This is a genomic window from Ancylobacter sp. SL191, from assembly GCF_026625645.1.
GTDB lineage: Bacteria > Pseudomonadota > Alphaproteobacteria > Rhizobiales > Xanthobacteraceae > Ancylobacter.
Genome location: NZ_CP113056.1, coordinates 1555222 through 1573332, shown reverse-complemented (window position 1 = coordinate 1573332; position 18111 = coordinate 1555222). Strand labels below are relative to the sequence as shown.

Here is an 18111-nt window from a genome sequence, read left to right as displayed (position 1 = left end):
TCAGGCTCCCTGCTTGCGCAAAGCGGCCATCGCCGCGCCGATATAGGCGAGGGCCAGCAGCCCGGTCACCGCGATGTCCCACCACAGATCACCGAAGCCCAGCCCCTTGGTGAAGGTGCCGGCGCTCACCTGCTCATACCAGGCGGCGGGGAAGGCGAGGCCCATATAGCGCCCGGCGCCAGAGAGCGAGGACACCGGCACCAGCAGGCCGGAGAAATTCACCGCCGGGATGATGGCGATGATCGCGGTGGCGAACACCGCCGCCACCTGGCTGGAGACGAAGCTGGAGACCAGCAGGCCGAAGCCGGTGGTGGCGCAGACATAGATGAGCGAGCCAAGCGCCAGCGTCAGCAGCGAGCCCTTCACCGGCACGTCGAACACCAGCTGCGCGGCGATCACCAGCGTGATGAAGCTCAAGAAGGCGACGCCGACATAGGGCAGCTGCTTGCCCAGCAGGAACTCCAGCTTGGTGACTGGCGTCGACTGGAAATTGGCGATGGAGCCGCTCTCCTTCTCCTTCACCACGCCGAGCGCGGTGGTGATGGCGGGGATCAGCACCAGCATCAGCATGATGACGCTCGGCACCATGGCGTTCACGCTCTTGAACGCCTGATTGTAGCGGTAGCGCGGCTCGACCGAGATCGGGTAGAGCGAGGTCTCGGTCCCGTCGGTGCGCATCTGCGCGTCCGATAGGTAGCTCTGACTGATGCCCTGCACATAACCGCGCGTGGTCTCGGCGCGGAACGGCATGGCGCCATCCACCCACACGCCCACTTCCGGCACGCGCTCGCGCAGCAGGTCGCGGCCGAAATCCGGCGGCACCTCGATGGCGAGCTTCAGTTCGCCATTGGCAAGGCGCCGGTCGAGCTCGTCGGACGAGGCGATGGCGGCGTGACGCTCGAAATAGCGCGAGCCCTCGAAGCTCTCCAGCAATTGCCGGCTCTGCGCGCTCTGGTCCTGGTCCAGCACCGCATAGGGCAGGTTCTCGACATCAAAGGAGATGCCGTAGCCGAAGGTGAAGAGCAGCAACAGCGGCCCGAGCAGCGCGAAGGCCAGGCGTGCCGGGTCGCGCATCAGCTCCAGCGCCTCGCGCCAGGCATAGGCCCAGAGCCGGCCGGGATCGAAGCGGCGCGGGCGGGTGACATGGGCGGGCCGGGTGGCAAGCTCCACCGCCCCCTCCTCGCGGCCCATGCCCGCCTCTTCCAGCACGGCGATGAACACCTCTTCCAGGCTGTCCATGCCCCGCTGCCGCTTCAGCTCCTCCGGCGTGCCGACCGCCAGCACCCGCCCGGCATGCATCAGCGAGATGCGGTCGCAGCGCTCGGCCTCGTTCATGAAATGGGTGGAGAGGAAGATCGTCACGCCATCCTCGCGGGCGAGCTTGATCAGCTCGCGCCAGAAGCCGTCGCGCGCCACCGGGTCGACGCCGGAGGTCGGCTCGTCGAGGATGAGGATTTCCGGCCGGTGGATCAGCGCCACGGCGAGTTGCAGGCGCTGGCGGATGCCGAGCGGCAGGCTGTCCGGCCGCACATCGCCGACATCGGCGAGGTCGAAGCGCGTCTCCATCTCGGCGATGCGGGCCGGCCCGTCGGCAATCTCGAACAGCCGCGCGTGCAGATCGAGATTCTGCCGCACGGTGAGTTCGGCATAGAGCGAGAAGGCCTGCGACATGTAGCCGACGCGCTTGCGGGTCGCCATGTCGCCGCCCGCCATCGGCGCGCCGAACAGCTTCGCCTCGCCCTCGCTCGCCGGCAGCAGGCCGGTGAGCATCTTCATCGTCGTGCTCTTGCCGCAGCCATTCGAGCCGAGAAAGCCGAAGATCTCGCCCTTCTCGATGCGGAAATTCACATGGTCCACCGCGACGAAATCGCCGAAGCGGCGGGTAAGCCCGGTCGCCTCGATGGCGGGCGGGCCCTCGCTCGGCCGGTGCGGCAGATCGGGCATGTCCCCGGACCCGGCGCGCTCGGCCTCCGGCAGCAAAGCGATGAAGGCCGCTTCCAGCGTCGCCGCGCCGGCCTTCTCGCGGATCTGCGCCGGGCTGCCGGTCGCCAGCACCTTGCCGGCATTCATCGCCGCCAGCCAGTCGAAGCGCTCGGCCTCCTCCATATAGGCGGTGGCGACGAGGACGCTCATGGACGGGCGACGCGCCCGCAGCCGGTCGATCAGCTCCCAGAACTGCCGGCGCGACAGCGGATCGACGCCGGTGGTCGGCTCGTCGAGAATGACGAGGTCGGGATCATGGATCAGCGCCGCGCAGATGCCGAGCTTCTGCTTCATGCCGCCGGAGAGCTTGCCGGCCGGCCGGTCAGCGAACTTCGCCAGCCCCGTCGCGGCGATGAGTTCGGCGATGCGCTCGGCCCGCTCCTGCGCGCCCTGCCCGAACAGCCGGCCGAAGAAATCGAGATTCTCCGCCACCGACAGCGTCGGGTAGAGGTTGCGCCCCAGCCCCTGCGGCATGAAGGCGATGCGGGCGCCAGCCTGCCGGCGCCACGCGGCGGTCGTCATGTCGCCGCCCAGCACCTCCAGCGTGCCGCTTTGCAGCCGCGTCACCCCGGCGGCGAGCGAGAGCAGGGTGGATTTGCCGACGCCGTCCGGGCCGATCAGCCCGGCCATGCAGCCGGCGGGAATGGCAAGGTCCACCCCGTCCAGCGCATGCGTCGTGCCATAGAGATGGGTGACGCCGCGAAGCGTCAGCACAGCGCCCGCTGGCGCGCTCTCCCCGGCGGTCATTGCGGCAGCTTGATGTTGAGCCAGTCGGGCCAGGTGGCGTCGGGGGCGGTGCGCACATAGGCGACGCCGCGCACCCCGGTCTTCACCCGGTCCTCATATTGCCGGAGCAGGTCCGAGGCGAGCCGCAGCTTGACCCGGAACATCAGCTTTTCGCGTTCGTCGGAGGTCTCCACCGTCTTCGGCGTGAACTGCGCGCCGGAGGCGACGAAGCTCACCGTGGCGGGGATGACGTAATCGGGCGCGGGATCGAGCACGATGCGCGCCGTATCCCCCATGCCGAGCCGCCCGGCGACGCGCGCGGGCAGGAACACGGTCATGTAGACATCGCCGAGATCGAGCAGGGTGACGATGGGCGCACCCGCCGCCACCACCTCGCCGGTGCGCACCAGCTTGTACTCCACCCGCCCGCGCCGGGGCGCCTTGAGCACGGCATCGTCGAGCTGCGACTGGATACGCGCCACCTCCGCCCGCGCTGTGTCCGCGCTGGCATCGGCCTCGGCGAGCGAGGCTTCCGCCGCCTTCTGCGCGGCGATGGCGACATTGAGCTGGCTCTGGCGGGTATCGGCCGACTGGATGGTGCCGAAGCCGCTCTGCTTCAGCTTGGCGGCGCGCTCATATTCCTGCTCGGCGAGCACGCGCTCGGCCTCGCGCTGGGTGATGGCGGCGTCCGCCTCGGCGATGGCCTTCTCGGCGCGACGCACATCGGCCTGCGCGCCGGTGAGCTGGGCGGTGAGCTCGGTCGTGTCCATGCGGGCGATCTCAACGCCCACATCCACCGTCTGGCCTTCCTCGACCAGCACCTGCGCGACGCGCCCGGCGAATTTCGAGGCGATCAGCACCTGCTCGGATTCAAGCCGGCCATTGGTCTTGAAGAACTCCGCCGGCAGGGCCCGCCCATTGAAGCGGTCGACCAGCGATTGCAGGCGCGCTTTCAGCCCGCTCTCCTGCGCCGCGGCGGGCGTGGCGGGAACCAGCGGGGCCAGCAACGCCCCCGCCAGAATGAATGCAAGCGCGCGGTTACGCCCGCGTGACGGCCGAACGGACATCAGACCTCCCTTAAGGACTTAAGGGGCGACGCCCACCCGCATGGAAGCGTCGCCGTCAATCCGCCACCCCTGGCCAGACCCTTCGCGCGCCTCGGCCCGCGTCAGGTGAAATCGAGCACCATGCGGCCATCGACCTTGCCGGCCTTCAGCGCGTCGAAGATATCATTGATGCTCTCCAGTGGCGCCTTATGAATCTCGGCCTTCACCTTGCCCTCAGCGGCGAAGGCGACGGATTCGGCGAGATCGCGCCGCGTGCCGACGATGGAGCCGCGCACGGTGATGCGCTTCAGCACCACATCGAAGATCGGCGTGGCGAAATGGCCGGGCGGCAGGCCGACCAGGCTCACCGTGCCCTTGCGCCGCACATAGCTCAGCGCCTGGTTGAAGGCGGGCGGCGAGACCGCCGTGACCAGCACGCCATGGGCGCCGCCGCCGGTGACCTTGAGGATTTCCGCCACCGCGTCGGGCGAGGAGGCGTCGACCGCCAGATCGGCGCCGGCCTCGCGGGCGAGCGCCAGCTTTTCCGGGGCGATGTCGAGCGCCACCACATGCAGGCCCATCGCCTTGGCGTATTGAATGCCGATATGGCCGAGCCCGCCGACACCGGAGATCGCCACCCACTCGCCGGGCTTGGCCTCGGTTTCCTTCAGCCCCTTATAGGTGGTGACGCCGGCGCACAGGATCGGCGCCATGGCGGCGAAATCGACGCCCTCGGGCAGGCGCGCCACGAAGGGCGCGGCGGCGATGACATATTCCGCGAAGCCGCCATCGCAGCTATAGCCGGTATTGTGCTGGTGCTCGCACAGCGTCTCCCAGCCGGTCTCGCAATATTCGCAGCACATGCAGGCATCGTGCAGCCAGGCGACGCCGACCGGATCGCCCTCCTTCAGCCCGGTGACGCCCGGCCCGAGCGCGGCGACATAGCCGGCGGCCTCATGACCGGGGATGAAGGGCGGGGACGGCTTCACCGGCCAGTCGCCATCGGCGGCGTGCAGGTCGGTGTGGCAGACGCCGCAGGCGACCACCTTCACCAGCACCTCGCCGGGACCGGGCACCGGAACCGGCACCTCCTCGATGGTGAGCGGCTTGCCGAATGCGCGGACCACCGCCGCCTTCATCATATTCGCCATGGCGTCGACCTCTGTATGCCCCGCAGCGCACTCTAGCGGGCGCGACAAGGTCGTCCTTGACGCGTGTCAATCCTGAGCCGCAACACGCGGGCATGATGCGGCGGCCCATAGGATCATTCGCCGGCTACATATCAGGTGCGGAGTACTGCGCATGGTGGAAGGCCGTTGTCGCGCATTAAGTTCATCAAGGGCGCAGCGAGGAATGGCCATGACGGGCGAGACCATAGCGGGCCGGATGCTGGCCATGGTGCTGCACGCCCATGGCGCCCCGCTCCGTCTGGAGGAACGCGCGCTGCCCCGGCCGGGGCCGGGCGAGATCCGCGTGCGGGTGGAGGCCTGCGCCGTCTGCCGCACCGATCTCCACGTCGTCGACGGCGAATTGCCGCCGGGGCCGCTGCCCATCATTCCCGGCCATGAGATCGTCGGCATCGTGGAAGCGCGGGGCGACGGCGTGACGGAGCCGGGGATCGGTCGCCGCGTCGGCATCCCCTGGCTCGGCCATAGCTGCGGCACCTGCCCCTATTGCGCGAGCCAGCGCGAAAACCTGTGCGACGATCCGCTGTTCACCGGCTACACCCGCGACGGGGGCTTCGCCACCCATGTGGTCGCCGACGCCGCCTTTTGCTTCCCGCTGGACGGGTTCGACGATCCGGTCGCGGCCGCGCCCCTCATGTGCGCCGGGCTGATCGGCTGGCGCACGCTGAAGCTCGCCGGCGAGGCCCGCCGCGTCGGCCTTTACGGCTTCGGCGCCGCCGCCCATCTCATCGCGCAGATCTGCCGCTTTCAGGGGCGGGAGGTCTATGCCTTCACCCGTGCGGGCGATGTGAGCGCGCAGGCGCTCGCCCTCTCGCTCGGCGCCGTCTGGGCGGGCGCGTCGGAGGAGGCGCCGCCAGCGCCGCTCGACGCCGCCCTCATCTTCGCCCCCGTCGGCGCGCTGGTGCCCGCCGCCCTCAAGGCGGTCCGCAAGGGCGGGCGCGTGGTGTGCGGCGGCATTCATATGAGCGACATCCCGTCCTTCCCCTATTCCATCCTGTGGGAAGAGCGACAGTTACTCTCCGTCGCCAATCTCACGCGCGAGGACGCCACCGAGTTCCTCGCCCTCGCCCCGGTGGCGGGGGTGCGGGCGAGGACGGTGACCTACCCGCTCGCCCGCGCCAACGAGGCGCTGGCCGATCTGCGCGCCGGCCGCTTCCAGGGGGCGGCGGTGCTGCTTCCCGGCCTGTCCACACCGGACACACCGGCCTGACTGGTCACCTCACTGCACTGACACTCCACCTGACTGCACTGACGCTCCACGATCCTGAACCGCCCTTTAGGAGACCGACACGATGACGAACGAACCTGGGACGAACGAGCTTCGCGCCCCCACGGGTCCGCTGAGTGCCGACCTCGTCGCCCGCATGAACGCCTGGTGGCGCGCCGCCAATTACCTCTCGGTCGGGCAGATCTACCTGCTCGGCAACCCGCTGCTGCGGGAAAAGCTGACATTGCAACACGTTAAGCCGCGCCTGCTGGGCCATTGGGGCACCACGCCGGGGCTCAATTTCATCTATGTCCACCTCAACCGCATCATCCGCGAGAGAGGTAACAATATACTTTTCATCGCCGGCCCCGGCCATGGCGCGCCGGGTGTGGTGGCCTCGACCTATCTGGAGGGCACCTACAGCGAACTGTACCCCGACATCTCCCAGGACGAGGAGGGATTGTGCAGGTTTTTCAGGCAGTTCTCCTTCCCCGGTGGCATTCCCAGCCACGCCGCCCCGGAGACGCCCGGCTCCATCCATGAGGGCGGTGAGCTCGGCTATTCGCTGTCCCACGCCTATGGCGCGGTGCTCGACAACCCCGATCTGGTGGTCGCCTGCGTGGTCGGCGACGGCGAGGCGGAAACCGGCCCGCTTGCCACCTCATGGCATGGCAACAAGTTCCTGAACCCGGTGGGCGATGGTGCGGTGCTACCGATCCTGCACCTCAACGGCTACAAGATCGCCAACCCCACCGTGCTCGCCCGCATCCCGCATGAGGAATTGCGGGCGCTGATGGTCGGCTATGGCCATGAGCCGATCTTCGTCGAGGGCGACGACCCCGCCACCATGCACCAGCTTATGGCGGCGGCGATGGACGAGGCCTTCGCCAGGATCGCCGAGATCCAGAAAACCGCGCGCGAGCAAGGGGTTAGCGAGCGCCCGCGCTGGCCGATGATCGTCCTGCGCAGCCCCAAGGGCTGGAGCGGGCCCAAGCTCGTGGACGGCAAGAAGGCGGAAGGGACGTGGCGCTCGCATCAGGTGCCGTTCGCCGACATGTCGAAGCCGGAGCATCTGACGCTGCTGGAAGACTGGCTGAAGAGCTACCGGCCGGAGGAACTGTTCGATGATACCGGTAAACTTCTGCCGGAGATCGCCTCCACCGCGCCCGAGGGCGAGAAGCGCATGAGCGCTAACCCGCACGCCAATGGCGGCGTGCTGCGCCGCCCGCTGCGCCTGCCCGACTTCGCGGATTACGCCGTGAAGGTGCCCTCACCCGGCGCGGTGGAGCTGGAATCCACAGCGATCATGGGCACTTACCTGCGCGACGTGATGAAGGCGAACCTCGCCACCCGCAATTTCCGCGTCTTCGGCCCGGACGAGACCGCCTCGAACCGGCTGCAGGCGCTGTTCCAGGTGACCAACCGCGCGTGGAACGCCGAGACCATCCCCGGCGACGACCATCTCGCGCTTGATGGCCGCGTCACCGAGATTCTGTCGGAGCATATGTGCCAGGGCTGGCTGGAAGGGTATCTTCTTACCGGACGCCATGGCCTGTTTTCCTGCTACGAGGCCTTCATCCACATCATCGACTCGATGTTCAACCAGCACGCCAAGTGGTTGAAAACAGCCAGCGAAGTGGAATGGCGCCGGCCCATCGCCTCGCTCAATTACCTCCTCACCTCGCATGTCTGGCGCCAAGACCATAATGGCTTCAGCCATCAGGATCCCGGCTTCATCGACCATGTGGTGAACAAGAAGGCGGAGATTGTCCGCGTCTATCTCCCGCCGGACGCCAACACCCTGCTCTGCGTCACCGAGCATTGCCTGAAGAGCTGGAACCGGGTGAACGTCATCGTCGCCGGCAAGCAGCCCGCACCGCAATGGCTCGACATGGACGCGGCGATCAACCATTGCTCGACCGGCATCGGCATCTGGGAATGGGCGAGCAATGACCGGGGCGGCGAGCCGGATGTCGTGCTGGCCTGCGCCGGCGACGTCCCGACGCTGGAGACGCTGGCCGCCGTGGACCTGCTGCGCGGCTATTTCCCAGACCTCAAGGTGCGCGTCGTCAACGTCGTCGACCTGATGACGCTGCAACCGAAAACCGAGCATCCGCATGGGCTTTCCGACACGGAGTTCGACGCGCTGTTCACCACCGACAAGCCGGTGATCTTCGCCTATCACGGCTATCCTTGGCTCATCCACCGCCTCGCTTATCGCCGCACCAACCACGCCAACATGCATGTGCGCGGCTATATCGAGGAGGGCTCGACCACGACGCCCTTCGACATGGTGGTGCGCAACAAGCTCGACCGCTTCCACCTCGTCGATGACGTGATCGACCGGGTGCCGAAGCTCGCCCGTGACGCCTATGTGCAGCAGGCGATCCGCGACAAGCTGGCCGAGCACGCCCGCTACATCCGCGCCCACGGTATCGATCTACCGGAAGTGCGCGACTGGCGCTGGCCGACGGGTAAGTGAGGCATCGCCCTCATAACGTCATGGCCGGGCTTGGCCCGGCCATCCACGCCTTTGACGAGAACGACTTCCGACGCGATCCCGGATCGGCCTGCGGCCGTCCGGGATGACGTCTTTCGATTACACCCGCTCGATCAGCGCCATCGCGGCGGCGGGGTTTTTCGGTTTGAAGCCGCTGATGACAAAGAGGAAAACGTCGCGCGGCGTTGTCTCCGCCGCCGGCGCGAGCAACTGGTTGGCCAGCGGTGCCGGCGTCTCGCCCGCCGCCCACGCCTTGGCGATGCCGGCCCAATGGTCGAGAGCGGTATTTTTATACCCCGACGCTTCGTCTTCCTGCGTCCCCATGATCCGCGCATAGACGAAGGGCGCCGTCACATCGGCGATGGAGGGAAATTCCGAGTCCCCGGCAAAGATGACCGCCACGCCATAGGCCCGCGCCATCTCCACGAACTCCGCATTCTTGAAGCTGTCATGGCGCACCTCCACCGCGTGGCGGAGGTCGCGGCCCTCGACGCTTTTCGGCAAGAGCTTGAGAAAGCCCTCGAAATCGGCCGGGTCGAACTTCTTGGTGGCCATGAACTGCCAGTTGATCGGCCCCAGCTTGTGCTTCAGCTCGGTCAGCCCGCTGGACAGGAACCGCTCGACGGATTCGCCGGCCTCGCTGAGCACGCGGCGATTGGTGGTGAAGCGCGGGCCTTTCAGCGTGAAGACGAAATCCTCGGGGGTTTCATCATACCATTTGGCGAAGCTCGCCGGCTTCTGCGAGCCGTAATAGGTGCCGTTGATCTCGATGGCGGTGAGCTTGGACGCGGCATATTCCAGCTCGCGCTTCTGCGTCAGGCCCTCGGGATAGAACGCCCCGCGCCACGGCTCGAAGGTCCAGCCGCCCACACCGATGCGGATACGGCCCGTGCTGCTCGTGCTCATGCTGCCTCGCCTGACCCGAAGGGCCGGCAGGATAGGCAGCCTGCCCCTCAATGGGAAGTCACTCGATCGGCAGACCCTGCGCGTGCTTCACCTGGCTCAGCGCGAAGCTGGATTCGATGGAGGCAACGCCGTCGAGCCGCGTCAGCGTGCGCTTGAGGAAGGCCTCATAGGCCGGCAAGTCCTTGACCACGATACGTAAAAGATAGTCGCGCTGGCCGGTCATCAAATAGCACTCGACGATTTCCGGCCAGCGGGCGATCGCCTTCTCGAAGCGGTCGAGCTCATCCTCGCGCTGGCGCTCCAGCTTGATCGAGGCGAAAACGCTGATAGGCAACCCGACCTTGTCCTGATCGACCACCGCCACATAGCGCTTGATGACACCGGCCGCCTCGAGGTTGCGCACCCGCCTTGCGCAGGGCGAGGGCGAGAGGCCGACCAGAGCGGCGAGCTTCTCCATGGTGATGTGCGCGTCCTCCTGCAGCGCGGCGAGGATGCGGCGGTCGATGGCATCGACGGCATCTGGCATAAATCACCCCAAAGGCCCGCCATGATGGCTGGTTTCACCAATCTATCCCGCACAACTGGCCAAGAATAGCTGCAACCCGCAGGCGGCCGGCGCTAGCCTATCTGACCTAGCGTCACCGGGAGCGCGCGCATGGCCGCCAAGAAGCCGACCGCCAACACCACCGCAAACACCACCGCCGATCTCGCGCTGCTGGAGGAGCTGGAGCGCAAGATCCTCTGGCTGGCGACCTGGACCATCCACAACGCCAACCACATCCGGCCGAATGTGGACGGGCTGAAGGTCGGTGGCCATCAGGCCTCCTCCGCCTCGCTCGCCACCATCATGACCGCGCTCTATCTCAACGCGCTGCGGCCGCAGGACCGGGTGGCGGTAAAGCCCCATGCCAGCCCGATCTTCCACGCCATCCAGTACCTGCTCGGCAACCAGACGCGGGCGAAACTGGAGAATTTCCGCGGCTATAAGGGGGCGCAGTCCTATCCCTCGCGCACCAAGGACGTGGACGACGTCGATTTCTCCACCGGCTCGGTCGGCCTCGGCGTGGCGCAGACGCTGTTCGCCTCGCTGGTGCAGGATTATCTGACCGCTAAGGGGCTGTCAGGAGCGGGTTTGGGCCATGGCCCGGAAGGCAAAATGATCGCCCTCGTCGGCGATGCCGAGATGGACGAGGGCAACATCTTCGAGGCGCTGCTGGAAGGCTGGAAGCACGGCCTGCGCAACACCTGGTGGATCGTTGATTACAACCGCCAGAGCCTCGACGCCGTGGTGCGCGAGGGGCTGTGGCAGCGTTTCGAGAGCATTTTCCGTAATTTCGGCTGGGATGTCGTCATCCTGAAGCATGGCCGCCTGCAGCAGGCCGCCTTCGCCGAGCCGGGCGGGGAGAAGCTGCGCGACTGGATCGATTCCTGCCCGAACCAGCTCTATTCCGCCCTCACCTTCCAGGGCGGCGCGGCCTGGCGGCGGCGCCTGCTGGATGAGATCGGCGACCAGGGCCCGGTCACCGCGCTGATCGAGCGGCGCTCGGATGAGGAACTCGCCGCGCTGATGGCCAATCTCGGCGGGCATGACCTGCCCTCGCTGATCGACGCCTTCGCGCAGGCCCGCACCCATGACCGGCCGGTCTGCTTCATCGCCTACACCATCAAGGGCTTCGGCCTGCCGCTCGCCGGGCATAAGGACAACCATGCCGGTCTCATGACACCGGCGCAGGTGGAAAGCCTGCGTGCCCGCCATGGCGTGCGCCCCGGTCATGAATGGGAGAAGTTCGAGGGGCTGACGCCGCCCGCCGCGACGCTCGACGCTTTCCTCAAGGCCGTGCCCTTCAACGCCCAAGGCCCCCGCCGGCATCAGGCGCCGCGCATCGCCGTGCCGGAGACGCTCGACGTGCCGCTGCAGCCGGCCATGTCCACCCAGCAGGGTTTCGGCCTCATCCTCAACGAGATCGGCAAACAGGACAGCGCCTTCGCCAGCCGCCTCGTCACCACCTCGCCGGATGTGACGGTCTCGACCAATCTCGGCGGCTTCGTGAACCGGCGCGGCCTGTTTGCCCGCGAGGAACTGGCGGATACCTTCAAAAAGGAGCGCATCCCCTCCACCTTCAACTGGGAATTCTCGCCCAAGGGCCAGCATCTGGAGCTCGGCATCGCCGAGATGAACCTGTTCATCATGCTCTCGGCGCTCGGCCTCTCCCATTCGTTGTTCGGCGAGCGGCTTTTGCCCATCGGCACGCTCTACGATCCCTTCATCGAGCGCGGCCTCGATGCGCTGAACTATGCCTGCTACCAGGACGCCCGCTTCATCATCGCCGCGACGCCCTCGGGCGTGACGCTGGCGCCGGAAGGCGGCGCGCACCAGTCCATCGCCACCCCGCTGATCGGCATGGCGCAGGACGGGCTGGCGAGCTTCGAGCCGGCTTTTGTCGACGAACTCGCGGTCATCCTGCGGCACGGGCTGGTCAATCTTCAGGAAGAGGACGGCCAGTCGCTCTATCTGCGCCTCTCCACCCGCAGCATCGACCAGCCCGCGCGGACCATGAGCCCGGCGCTGGCGGCCGACATCATCAAGGGCGGCTACTGGCTGCGCCGGCCGGGGCCGAACGCGCAGGTCGTCATCGCCTATCAGGGCGCGCTGGCGCCCGAAGCCATCGAGGCGGTCGGGCTCATGGCGGAGGACCGGCGCGATGTGGGGCTCCTCGCCATCACCTCGGCGGACCGTCTCCATGCCGGCTGGAACGCCGCGCAGCGGGCGCGCGAGGAAGGGGCACCGACGCCGCCCAGTCCTGTCGAAGCGCTGCTCGCCGAGGTGCCGGCGGGCTGCGCGCTCATAACGCTCGTCGACGGCCATCCCGCGACGCTCGGCTGGCTCGGCGCCGTCCATGGCCACCGCACCCGGGCGCTGGGGGTGGAAAAATTCGGCCAGACCGGCACGCTGGTGGATTTATACCGCCATTACGGGCTGGACGCGCAGGGCATCGTCCGCGCCGCGCAGGCCGTCGCGCCGGGCCGTCCCATACGGTATCTTCGCACTGTCGGCGGTTGACGGCGCGGGCGCGCCTCGTCACGGCTCCCCACCCCATCGTCATCCCGGACGGCCGAAAGGCCGATCCGGGATCGTGACCCGAATGGCGAGCGATCCCGGCTCTTCGCTGCGCTCGGCCGGGATGACGCACATGCGCGCCCAAAAAGAAAGGCGCCAGCCTTGCGCGGGCCGGCGCCGAGAGGAAATTCGGGGGGCGACGGCGCCGAAGGGACGGCGCCGTCAGTATTGAAGCGGGCGGCGCCGCGTCCAGCACCGCCCGTCGAGGCGGAGGGTCAGCCCGCCTTCTTGAACTTCGCGGCCTCTTCCGAGCCGCCGGTGGCATTGCCCTTGGAGTAGGAATGCGCCCCGGTGCCGGCGAGCGCGCCGCCCTGCACGATCAGGTACTCGTCGCGGATCGCCCGGCCCTCGAAGAAGCATTCGAGGATCTCGCGCGTGCCGGCCGCATAACGGGTCTGGGCGGTCAGCGAGGTGCCGGAAATATGCGGCGTCATGCCGTTCCACTTCATCGTGCGCCAGGGGTGATCCTGCGGCGCCGGCTGCGGGAACCACACGTCGCCCGCATAGCCCGCCAGCTGCCCGCTCTCGATGGCGCGGGCAATGGCGTCGCGGTCGCACAGCTTGCCGCGCGCCGTGTTGACGATATAGGCGCCGCGCTTGAACAGCTTCAGCGTCTCGTCATTGATCATGTGCTCGGTTTCGGGGTGCAACGGACAGTTGAGCGTCACCACGTCGCAATGCGGGTACATCTCCTCGCGCGTGGCGTGGAAGGTGAGGTTCAGCTCCTTCTCCACCGCTTCCGGCAGGCGATGACGGTCGGTGTAGTGCAGCTTCACGTCGAAGGGCGCGAGGCGGCGCAGCACGGCGAGGCCGATGCGGCCGGCGGCGACGGTGCCGACGCTCATCGCTTCCAGATCATAGGAATGCGCCACGCAATCGGCGATGTTCCAGCCGCCCTTGCGGGCCCAGTCATGCGAGGGGATGTAGTTACGCACGAGGCCGAGGATCATCATCACCACATGCTCGGCGACGCTGATCGAGTTGCAGTAGGTGACTTCCGCCACCGTGATGTTGCGGTCGATCGCCGCCTGCAGGTCGACATGGTCCGAACCGATGCCGGCGGTGAGCGCGAGCTTGAGGTTCTTCGCCTTGGCGATGCGCTCGGGCGTCAGATAGGCCGGCCAGAAGGGCTGGGAGATCACCACATCGGCGTCGACCAGTTCCCTCTCGAACACCGAGTTCGGGCCGTCCTTGTCGGAGGTCACGACCAGCGTGTGGCCCTGCGATTCCAGGTACTTGCGCAGGCCGAGCTCGCCGGAGACCGAGCCGAGCAGCGTGCCGGGCGTGAAGTCGATCGCCTTCGGGGTGGGGAGCGTCTGGCCGCCGGGATAATGGTCGATCTTCGGCAGGTCGTCGCGGGCATAGCTGGTCGGGTAGCCGTCGATCGGATCATCGTAAAGAACGCACAGAACCTTCGCCATGGGGGCGTCTCCTCTCCTGGGGTAAGCGGGGACGCTTCCGCCGTGCGCACGGCAGACCCTTCAAGCCATCAAAGACTTAGGTACCGGCAGGCGCTCCAGCTTGCCGCTGGATCGGAGCGCTGTGCGGCGGGCATCCTCCACATCGGCCGGATCAGCTCTGCGAACCGCCCCGGACCGATGGGGGGAGACTGCCCGCCGGGGCGCCGGCGCGCAAATCGAAAGGAAGCAACGATTGATAGACGGCGCCGATGAAGAACGTCTATTTCAAATCAGTCTCAAGTAAATCTGCATCTCCAGCCTCGCCATTCCGCCAAGAACGCGCGAATTTCAGCAAAGCGCCGGCCACAGGACTGAGCGGATCGCGCTCCGTCAGCACCAGACCCACCGGTTGTACATGCACGGGATCGACCAGCGGCACCGCGACGAGATCGCCGGCATCGCCAAGACCACGGAAACTCGCCTCCGGCACGATGCTGGTCCACGGCCCGCGCCGCACGAAGGACCACACGCCCATGAAGGAGTTGGTCTCGATCGCCGGCTGCGAGGCGAGCCCGGCCTCCGCCATCACATGGTCGATGATGCGGCGGTTCTGCATGTCCGGCGTGAGCAGGCAGAGCGGCTGCCGGGCGGCCTCCTCCCAGCGCAGCGACCGGCGGCGCGCCAGCGGCTCCTCCGCCCGCGTCACGAAGACGTAGCGCTCGACATAGAGCGGCAGCCGCCGCACCCGGTTCAGCGGCTCGTTCTCCAGATAGGTGATGCCGGCATCGAGATCGAGCTCGTCGAGACCGCGCTGGATCGCCGCCGAGCTCAGCGTGAGCATCTGCACCTTCACCTCGGGAAAGCGGTCGCGGAACGGCGCCAGCAGCGCCGGCGCGGCGGCGGTGGCGGCCGGTATGGCGCCGAGCCGCAGCGTGCCGGAGAGCCGCGCCCCGGTCTCCGCCCGCTCCTGCCGCAGGCTCTCATAATCCGCCGCGATCTGCCGCGCCCAGGCCAGCACGCGCTCGCCCTCGGCGGTGAAGCCGAGAAAACGGTGGCCGCGCACCACGATGGGCAGCCCCAGTTCCTCTTCGAGCTTGCGGATGCCGGCGGAGAGCGTGGGCTGGGTGACGTTGCAGGCCTGCGCGGCGCGGCCGAAATGCTTCTCGCGCGACAGGGCGACGAGGTAATGCATCTGGCGGACAAACATGGACGCACTCCGGGAGGCGAGGTGCCGACGCCGTCCTTTTATTCCTTTTCGGATACAGCTTTCAAATAAACCTTGAGGCGGCGCCGGAAGGCGCGGGGCGTCTCCGCGAACAGCCTGCGGTGCAGCCGCAGCGCGGAGAGCACCAGCCGGGCCTGCCGCGCGGCGATGGCATCGGTCAGCGGCTGGCGCCAGCTTTGCCGCCCTGCCGGCAAAGCGGCGAGTTCGGCGGCGAGCACGGCGAGATCCTGATGCTTGCCGAGCTTGTCGCGCAGCCTTTGCAGCTCAGCCACCCACAGCTTGCCGAGCGCCGGCCAGGCCTCGCTTACCAGCTCCATCTGGTAGCGCTGCGCCACCACCGCCTTGCGCAGCTCATGCAGGCTCTCGGGATCGCCGGGATCGATCGAGCGGACAAGCCGCCGGCCGCGGGCATATTCGTCGCGCAGGGCGCGCAGCAGCGCGGATCGGTCCATGCGGGCGGCAAAACGCGGCCCCGCCTCCCGGCAGGCGACAACGAGAGCGGTAAGATCTTCCCGGTGCGGCGCAAGCCCCACCGCCTCATGCGCACCGCCGGCCGCCAGCGCCCGGGCCGCCGCGCGATGCGCCGCCGGTGTGAGGTATGATTTTGCCGCGAGATCAGCCAGCGCGTCCCGCCGCGCCTGCGTGTCACGCGCGCCCGCCAGCCGGCGCGCCACCTCCCCCAGCGCCGCGCGCAACGCCTTAGCTTCATCGCGATGCTCGCCGCCGATCAGCCGCAGCAGCGCCCGCAGCCGCTTGAACGCCTTGCGCAGCTCATGCACCGCCCGCACCGGGTCTTCCAGCCCCAGAGCCGCCTCCGCCTCCCCGGCGGCCTGGGCGAACGGCCCCGCGAATTCCGTGGGAGAGGGCGCGGGCGGCAGGGTATCGGCCGACGCAGGGCGGCCATGCACAGTTTCGCTCATCTCGCTTTGTCCTTGCGGCGCAACGGTTTGGCCGCCATCTTGGCACAGGCTGCGACGGCGCGATGACAAAAACGACGCCGCCCCCCTTTCAATTGCCCATGCGGATTGCTAGATACCCGGCGTCGGCGGCGCCCTGGTGCCCCCGGCTCTGACGCGGGGTGGAGCAGCCCGGTAGCTCGTCAGGCTCATAACCTGAAGGCCGCAGGTTCAAATCCTGCCCCCGCAACCACTGATACCGACAAACCCGCAGCCTCGGCTGCGGGTTTTGTTGTTTTACCGGTTTTTCCGATGGCCTGGCGCTCGGTCCATTCGAGGATGGTGCGCAGTTCGCCGTGCAGCGCCGCGAACATCTCGCCTCGTTCATTGCCGGGCGTGAGCACGATCCGCTCAATCAGCATCCGCAAAGCTTCCGATGCCTGAGGCCTTTCTTCCGGCCTGTTCAGCGCGTGGGTCAGAGTCGCGACCTTGCTCGCATAGATGACCGAGGCCCTCGCCAGCATGTCCGGCACGTCGCTGGGAACATCGACCAGCAGCTCCGAAAGCTCCTTCTTTCGGGCCTCCAACGCGTCCATTTCAACCTTCATGCTCTCGTGGAACATGCCAGCCTTGATGGCCTCGATGATGCCCCTGATCTGCTTCTCCACCTTGACCAGCTCTGCTTTCCAGGCGTCGCCATTCGAGCGGCGTTCCCGATTGAGCCGGTTCGTCTCTTCGGCATAAGCACGCATCGCCTCTGCCGCGACCTCAGGTGCCATCATCCGGCCTTTGAGACCGGCCAGCACGCGGCGCTCCAACTCCTCGCGTGGGATAGTCCGGCTGTTGGAGCAGCTACCCTTGCTGACGTGGTTTGAGCAGGCGAAGCGGTCGGATCCGCGCATCGAGTATGGGCCACCACAGCAGCCGCAGAATATCAGCCCCGAGAGCAACGATTTCGGCCGGCGTCCCCCGTTCAGTCGATTCTTGATATGGTGATCACGGATCGCCTCAGTGACATTCACGTACTTCTCGTTGATCTCGCCTTGCCGCTCGCGCACGGCTTGCCACAGCTCGTCGTCGACGATGCGGAGCTCGGGGACGTCCTTGACGATCCACTCCGAGCGCGGATTCATTCGCGAGACGCGCTTCCCGGTTGACGGGTCTTTGACATATCGAAGCCGGTTCCAGAGCAAGCGGCCGACATAAAGCTCATTGTTTACGAGGCCGGTTCCGCGCTTGACGTGACCGCGGATCGTTGTGTCGCTCCACAGTTTGCCGCTCGGGCCGGGAATGCCCTCCTCGTTCAGTCGGCGCGCAATTGTGCGCGGACCTACACCATCCGCGAACTCGCGAAACACACGTCGAACAATGTTGGCTTCGACCTCGTCGATCTCACGGTCTCCCCGAACGGGATTGCCGTATGTGTCGAGCTTCTTCACCACCTTGTAGCCGTAGCAGAGCCCACCGCCCGACTTGCCGTCCTCGATACGACCACGGAGGCCGCGATGCGTCTTTGCGGCAAGGTCCTTGAGGAACAGCGCGTTCATCGTGCCCTTCAGGCCGACATGCAATTCGCTGATCTCGCCTTCGGCCAATGTGACGATCGGCACGCCGGCGAATTTGAGGTGCTTGAAGAGCGTCGCAATGTCGGCCTGGTCGCGGCTGATGCGATCCATCGCCTCGGCCATCACCACATTGAACTGTCCCGCCTGCGCGTCCTGCAACAGCATCTGGATGCCAGGTCGCAGAATCATGCTCGAACCGGAAATCCCTGCGTCCTTGTAAGTGGCGACCACGTTCCACGTCTCGCGCCTTGCCTGCTCCCGGCAGAGGCGAAGCTGATCTTCGATTGAGTTTTCCCGCTGATGATCTGAGGAATAGCGGGCATAGAGCGCGACGCGGGTCATAGACCTTCCT

Annotated in this window: 12 protein-coding genes and 1 tRNA gene; 4 read left to right on the top strand and 9 right to left on the bottom strand. The window is 67.1% G+C overall.

Going from position 1 to position 18111, the window contains the following annotated elements:
* The 3 genes from rbbA to adhP form a co-directional block, all read right to left on the bottom strand.
* Positions 1 to 2730, bottom strand: a complete 2730-nt coding sequence (gene rbbA, locus OU996_RS07125) for a ribosome-associated ATPase/putative transporter RbbA (RefSeq protein WP_267584928.1) — start codon at positions 2728 to 2730, stop codon at positions 1 to 3.
* The gene (locus OU996_RS07120; protein WP_267584927.1) at positions 2727 to 3776 is read right to left on the bottom strand and encodes an HlyD family secretion protein; all 1050 of its coding nucleotides are present in this window, start codon (positions 3774 to 3776) and stop codon (positions 2727 to 2729) included. The genes rbbA and OU996_RS07120 overlap by 4 nt, the downstream gene beginning before the upstream one ends.
* A gap of 101 nt (positions 3777 to 3877) precedes the next feature.
* Positions 3878 to 4906 (bottom strand): alcohol dehydrogenase AdhP, encoded by a 1029-nt coding sequence (gene adhP / locus OU996_RS07115; protein WP_267584926.1) that lies wholly within the window; start codon positions 4904 to 4906, stop codon positions 3878 to 3880.
* A gap of 235 nt (positions 4907 to 5141) precedes the next feature.
* On the opposite strand from adhP, the gene OU996_RS07110 reads away from it, so the two are divergent.
* Positions 5142 to 6152 carry a zinc-dependent alcohol dehydrogenase family protein gene (locus tag OU996_RS07110; RefSeq protein ID WP_267585628.1) on the top strand — a complete coding sequence of 337 codons (1011 nt, stop codon included), beginning with the start codon at positions 5142 to 5144 and terminating at the stop codon, positions 6150 to 6152.
* 82 nt (positions 6153 to 6234) lie between these two features.
* Positions 6235 to 8631: a phosphoketolase gene (locus tag OU996_RS07105; protein WP_267584925.1), complete on the top strand. Its 2397-nt coding sequence runs from the start codon at positions 6235 to 6237 to the stop codon at positions 8629 to 8631.
* A 117-nt stretch (positions 8632 to 8748) separates the two neighbouring features.
* On the opposite strand, the gene OU996_RS07100 is transcribed toward OU996_RS07105, so the two are convergent.
* Complete coding sequence (locus tag OU996_RS07100; RefSeq protein WP_267584924.1) at positions 8749 to 9555, bottom strand: DUF72 domain-containing protein; 807 nt, start codon at positions 9553 to 9555, stop codon at positions 8749 to 8751.
* A gap of 58 nt (positions 9556 to 9613) precedes the next feature.
* Positions 9614 to 10081, bottom strand: a complete 468-nt coding sequence (locus OU996_RS07095) for an Lrp/AsnC family transcriptional regulator (protein ID WP_267584923.1) — start codon at positions 10079 to 10081, stop codon at positions 9614 to 9616.
* A gap of 129 nt (positions 10082 to 10210) precedes the next feature.
* Between OU996_RS07095 and OU996_RS07090 the strand changes: the two genes are divergently transcribed.
* Positions 10211 to 12616 (top strand): transketolase, encoded by a 2406-nt coding sequence (locus OU996_RS07090; protein ID WP_267584922.1) that lies wholly within the window; start codon positions 10211 to 10213, stop codon positions 12614 to 12616.
* A 272-nt stretch (positions 12617 to 12888) separates the two neighbouring features.
* Here OU996_RS07090 and OU996_RS07085 read toward each other — a convergent pair whose 3' ends face one another.
* The 3 genes from OU996_RS07085 to OU996_RS07075 all read right to left on the bottom strand — a co-directional run bounded on the left by OU996_RS07085 (position 12889) and on the right by OU996_RS07075 (position 16218).
* Positions 12889 to 14094, bottom strand: coding sequence for an NAD-dependent formate dehydrogenase (locus OU996_RS07085; RefSeq protein WP_267584921.1), 1206 nt, complete (start codon positions 14092 to 14094; stop codon positions 12889 to 12891).
* 259 nt (positions 14095 to 14353) lie between these two features.
* Entirely contained in the window at positions 14354 to 15280 is a 927-nt protein-coding gene (locus tag OU996_RS07080) for a LysR family transcriptional regulator (protein WP_267584920.1), read from the bottom strand.
* A gap of 38 nt (positions 15281 to 15318) precedes the next feature.
* A complete protein-coding gene (locus OU996_RS07075) occupies positions 15319 to 16218 on the bottom strand; it encodes a CHAD domain-containing protein (protein ID WP_267584919.1) in 900 nt (299 codons plus the stop codon).
* 152 nt (positions 16219 to 16370) lie between these two features.
* Here OU996_RS07075 and OU996_RS07070 point away from each other — a divergent pair.
* Positions 16371 to 16447 (top strand) — tRNA-Met (locus tag OU996_RS07070).
* Here the strand turns inward: OU996_RS07070 and OU996_RS07065 are convergent.
* Positions 16404 to 18101 carry a recombinase family protein gene (locus OU996_RS07065; RefSeq protein ID WP_267585627.1) on the bottom strand — a complete coding sequence of 566 codons (1698 nt, stop codon included), beginning with the start codon at positions 18099 to 18101 and terminating at the stop codon, positions 16404 to 16406. The two genes, OU996_RS07070 and OU996_RS07065, sit on opposite strands and share 44 nt — an antisense overlap.
* Between the last annotated feature and the right edge of the window lie 10 nt (positions 18102 to 18111).

Bases quoted from the DNA above. Each gene is read 5' to 3' on its own strand.
- adhP (WP_267584926.1), bottom strand. From the start codon at position 4,906: ATGGCGAATATGATGAAGGCGGCGGTGGTCCGCGCATTCGGCAAGCCG.
- OU996_RS07085 (WP_267584921.1), bottom strand. From the start codon at position 14,094: ATGGCGAAGGTTCTGTGCGTTCTTTACGATGATCCGATCGACGGCTAC.
- OU996_RS07080 (WP_267584920.1), bottom strand. From the start codon at position 15,280: ATGTTTGTCCGCCAGATGCATTACCTCGTCGCCCTGTCGCGCGAGAAG.
- OU996_RS07100 (WP_267584924.1), bottom strand. From the start codon at position 9,555: ATGAGCACGAGCAGCACGGGCCGTATCCGCATCGGTGTGGGCGGCTGG.
- OU996_RS07065 (WP_267585627.1), bottom strand. From the start codon at position 18,101: ATGACCCGCGTCGCGCTCTATGCCCGCTATTCCTCAGATCATCAGCGG.
- OU996_RS07105 (WP_267584925.1), top strand. From the start codon at position 6,235: ATGACGAACGAACCTGGGACGAACGAGCTTCGCGCCCCCACGGGTCCG.
- OU996_RS07095 (WP_267584923.1), bottom strand. From the start codon at position 10,081: ATGCCAGATGCCGTCGATGCCATCGACCGCCGCATCCTCGCCGCGCTG.
- OU996_RS07075 (WP_267584919.1), bottom strand. From the start codon at position 16,218: ATGAGCGAAACTGTGCATGGCCGCCCTGCGTCGGCCGATACCCTGCCG.
- OU996_RS07120 (WP_267584927.1), bottom strand. From the start codon at position 3,776: ATGTCCGTTCGGCCGTCACGCGGGCGTAACCGCGCGCTTGCATTCATT.
- rbbA (WP_267584928.1), bottom strand. From the start codon at position 2,730: ATGACCGCCGGGGAGAGCGCGCCAGCGGGCGCTGTGCTGACGCTTCGC.
- OU996_RS07110 (WP_267585628.1), top strand. From the start codon at position 5,142: ATGCTGGCCATGGTGCTGCACGCCCATGGCGCCCCGCTCCGTCTGGAG.
- OU996_RS07090 (WP_267584922.1), top strand. From the start codon at position 10,211: ATGGCCGCCAAGAAGCCGACCGCCAACACCACCGCAAACACCACCGCC.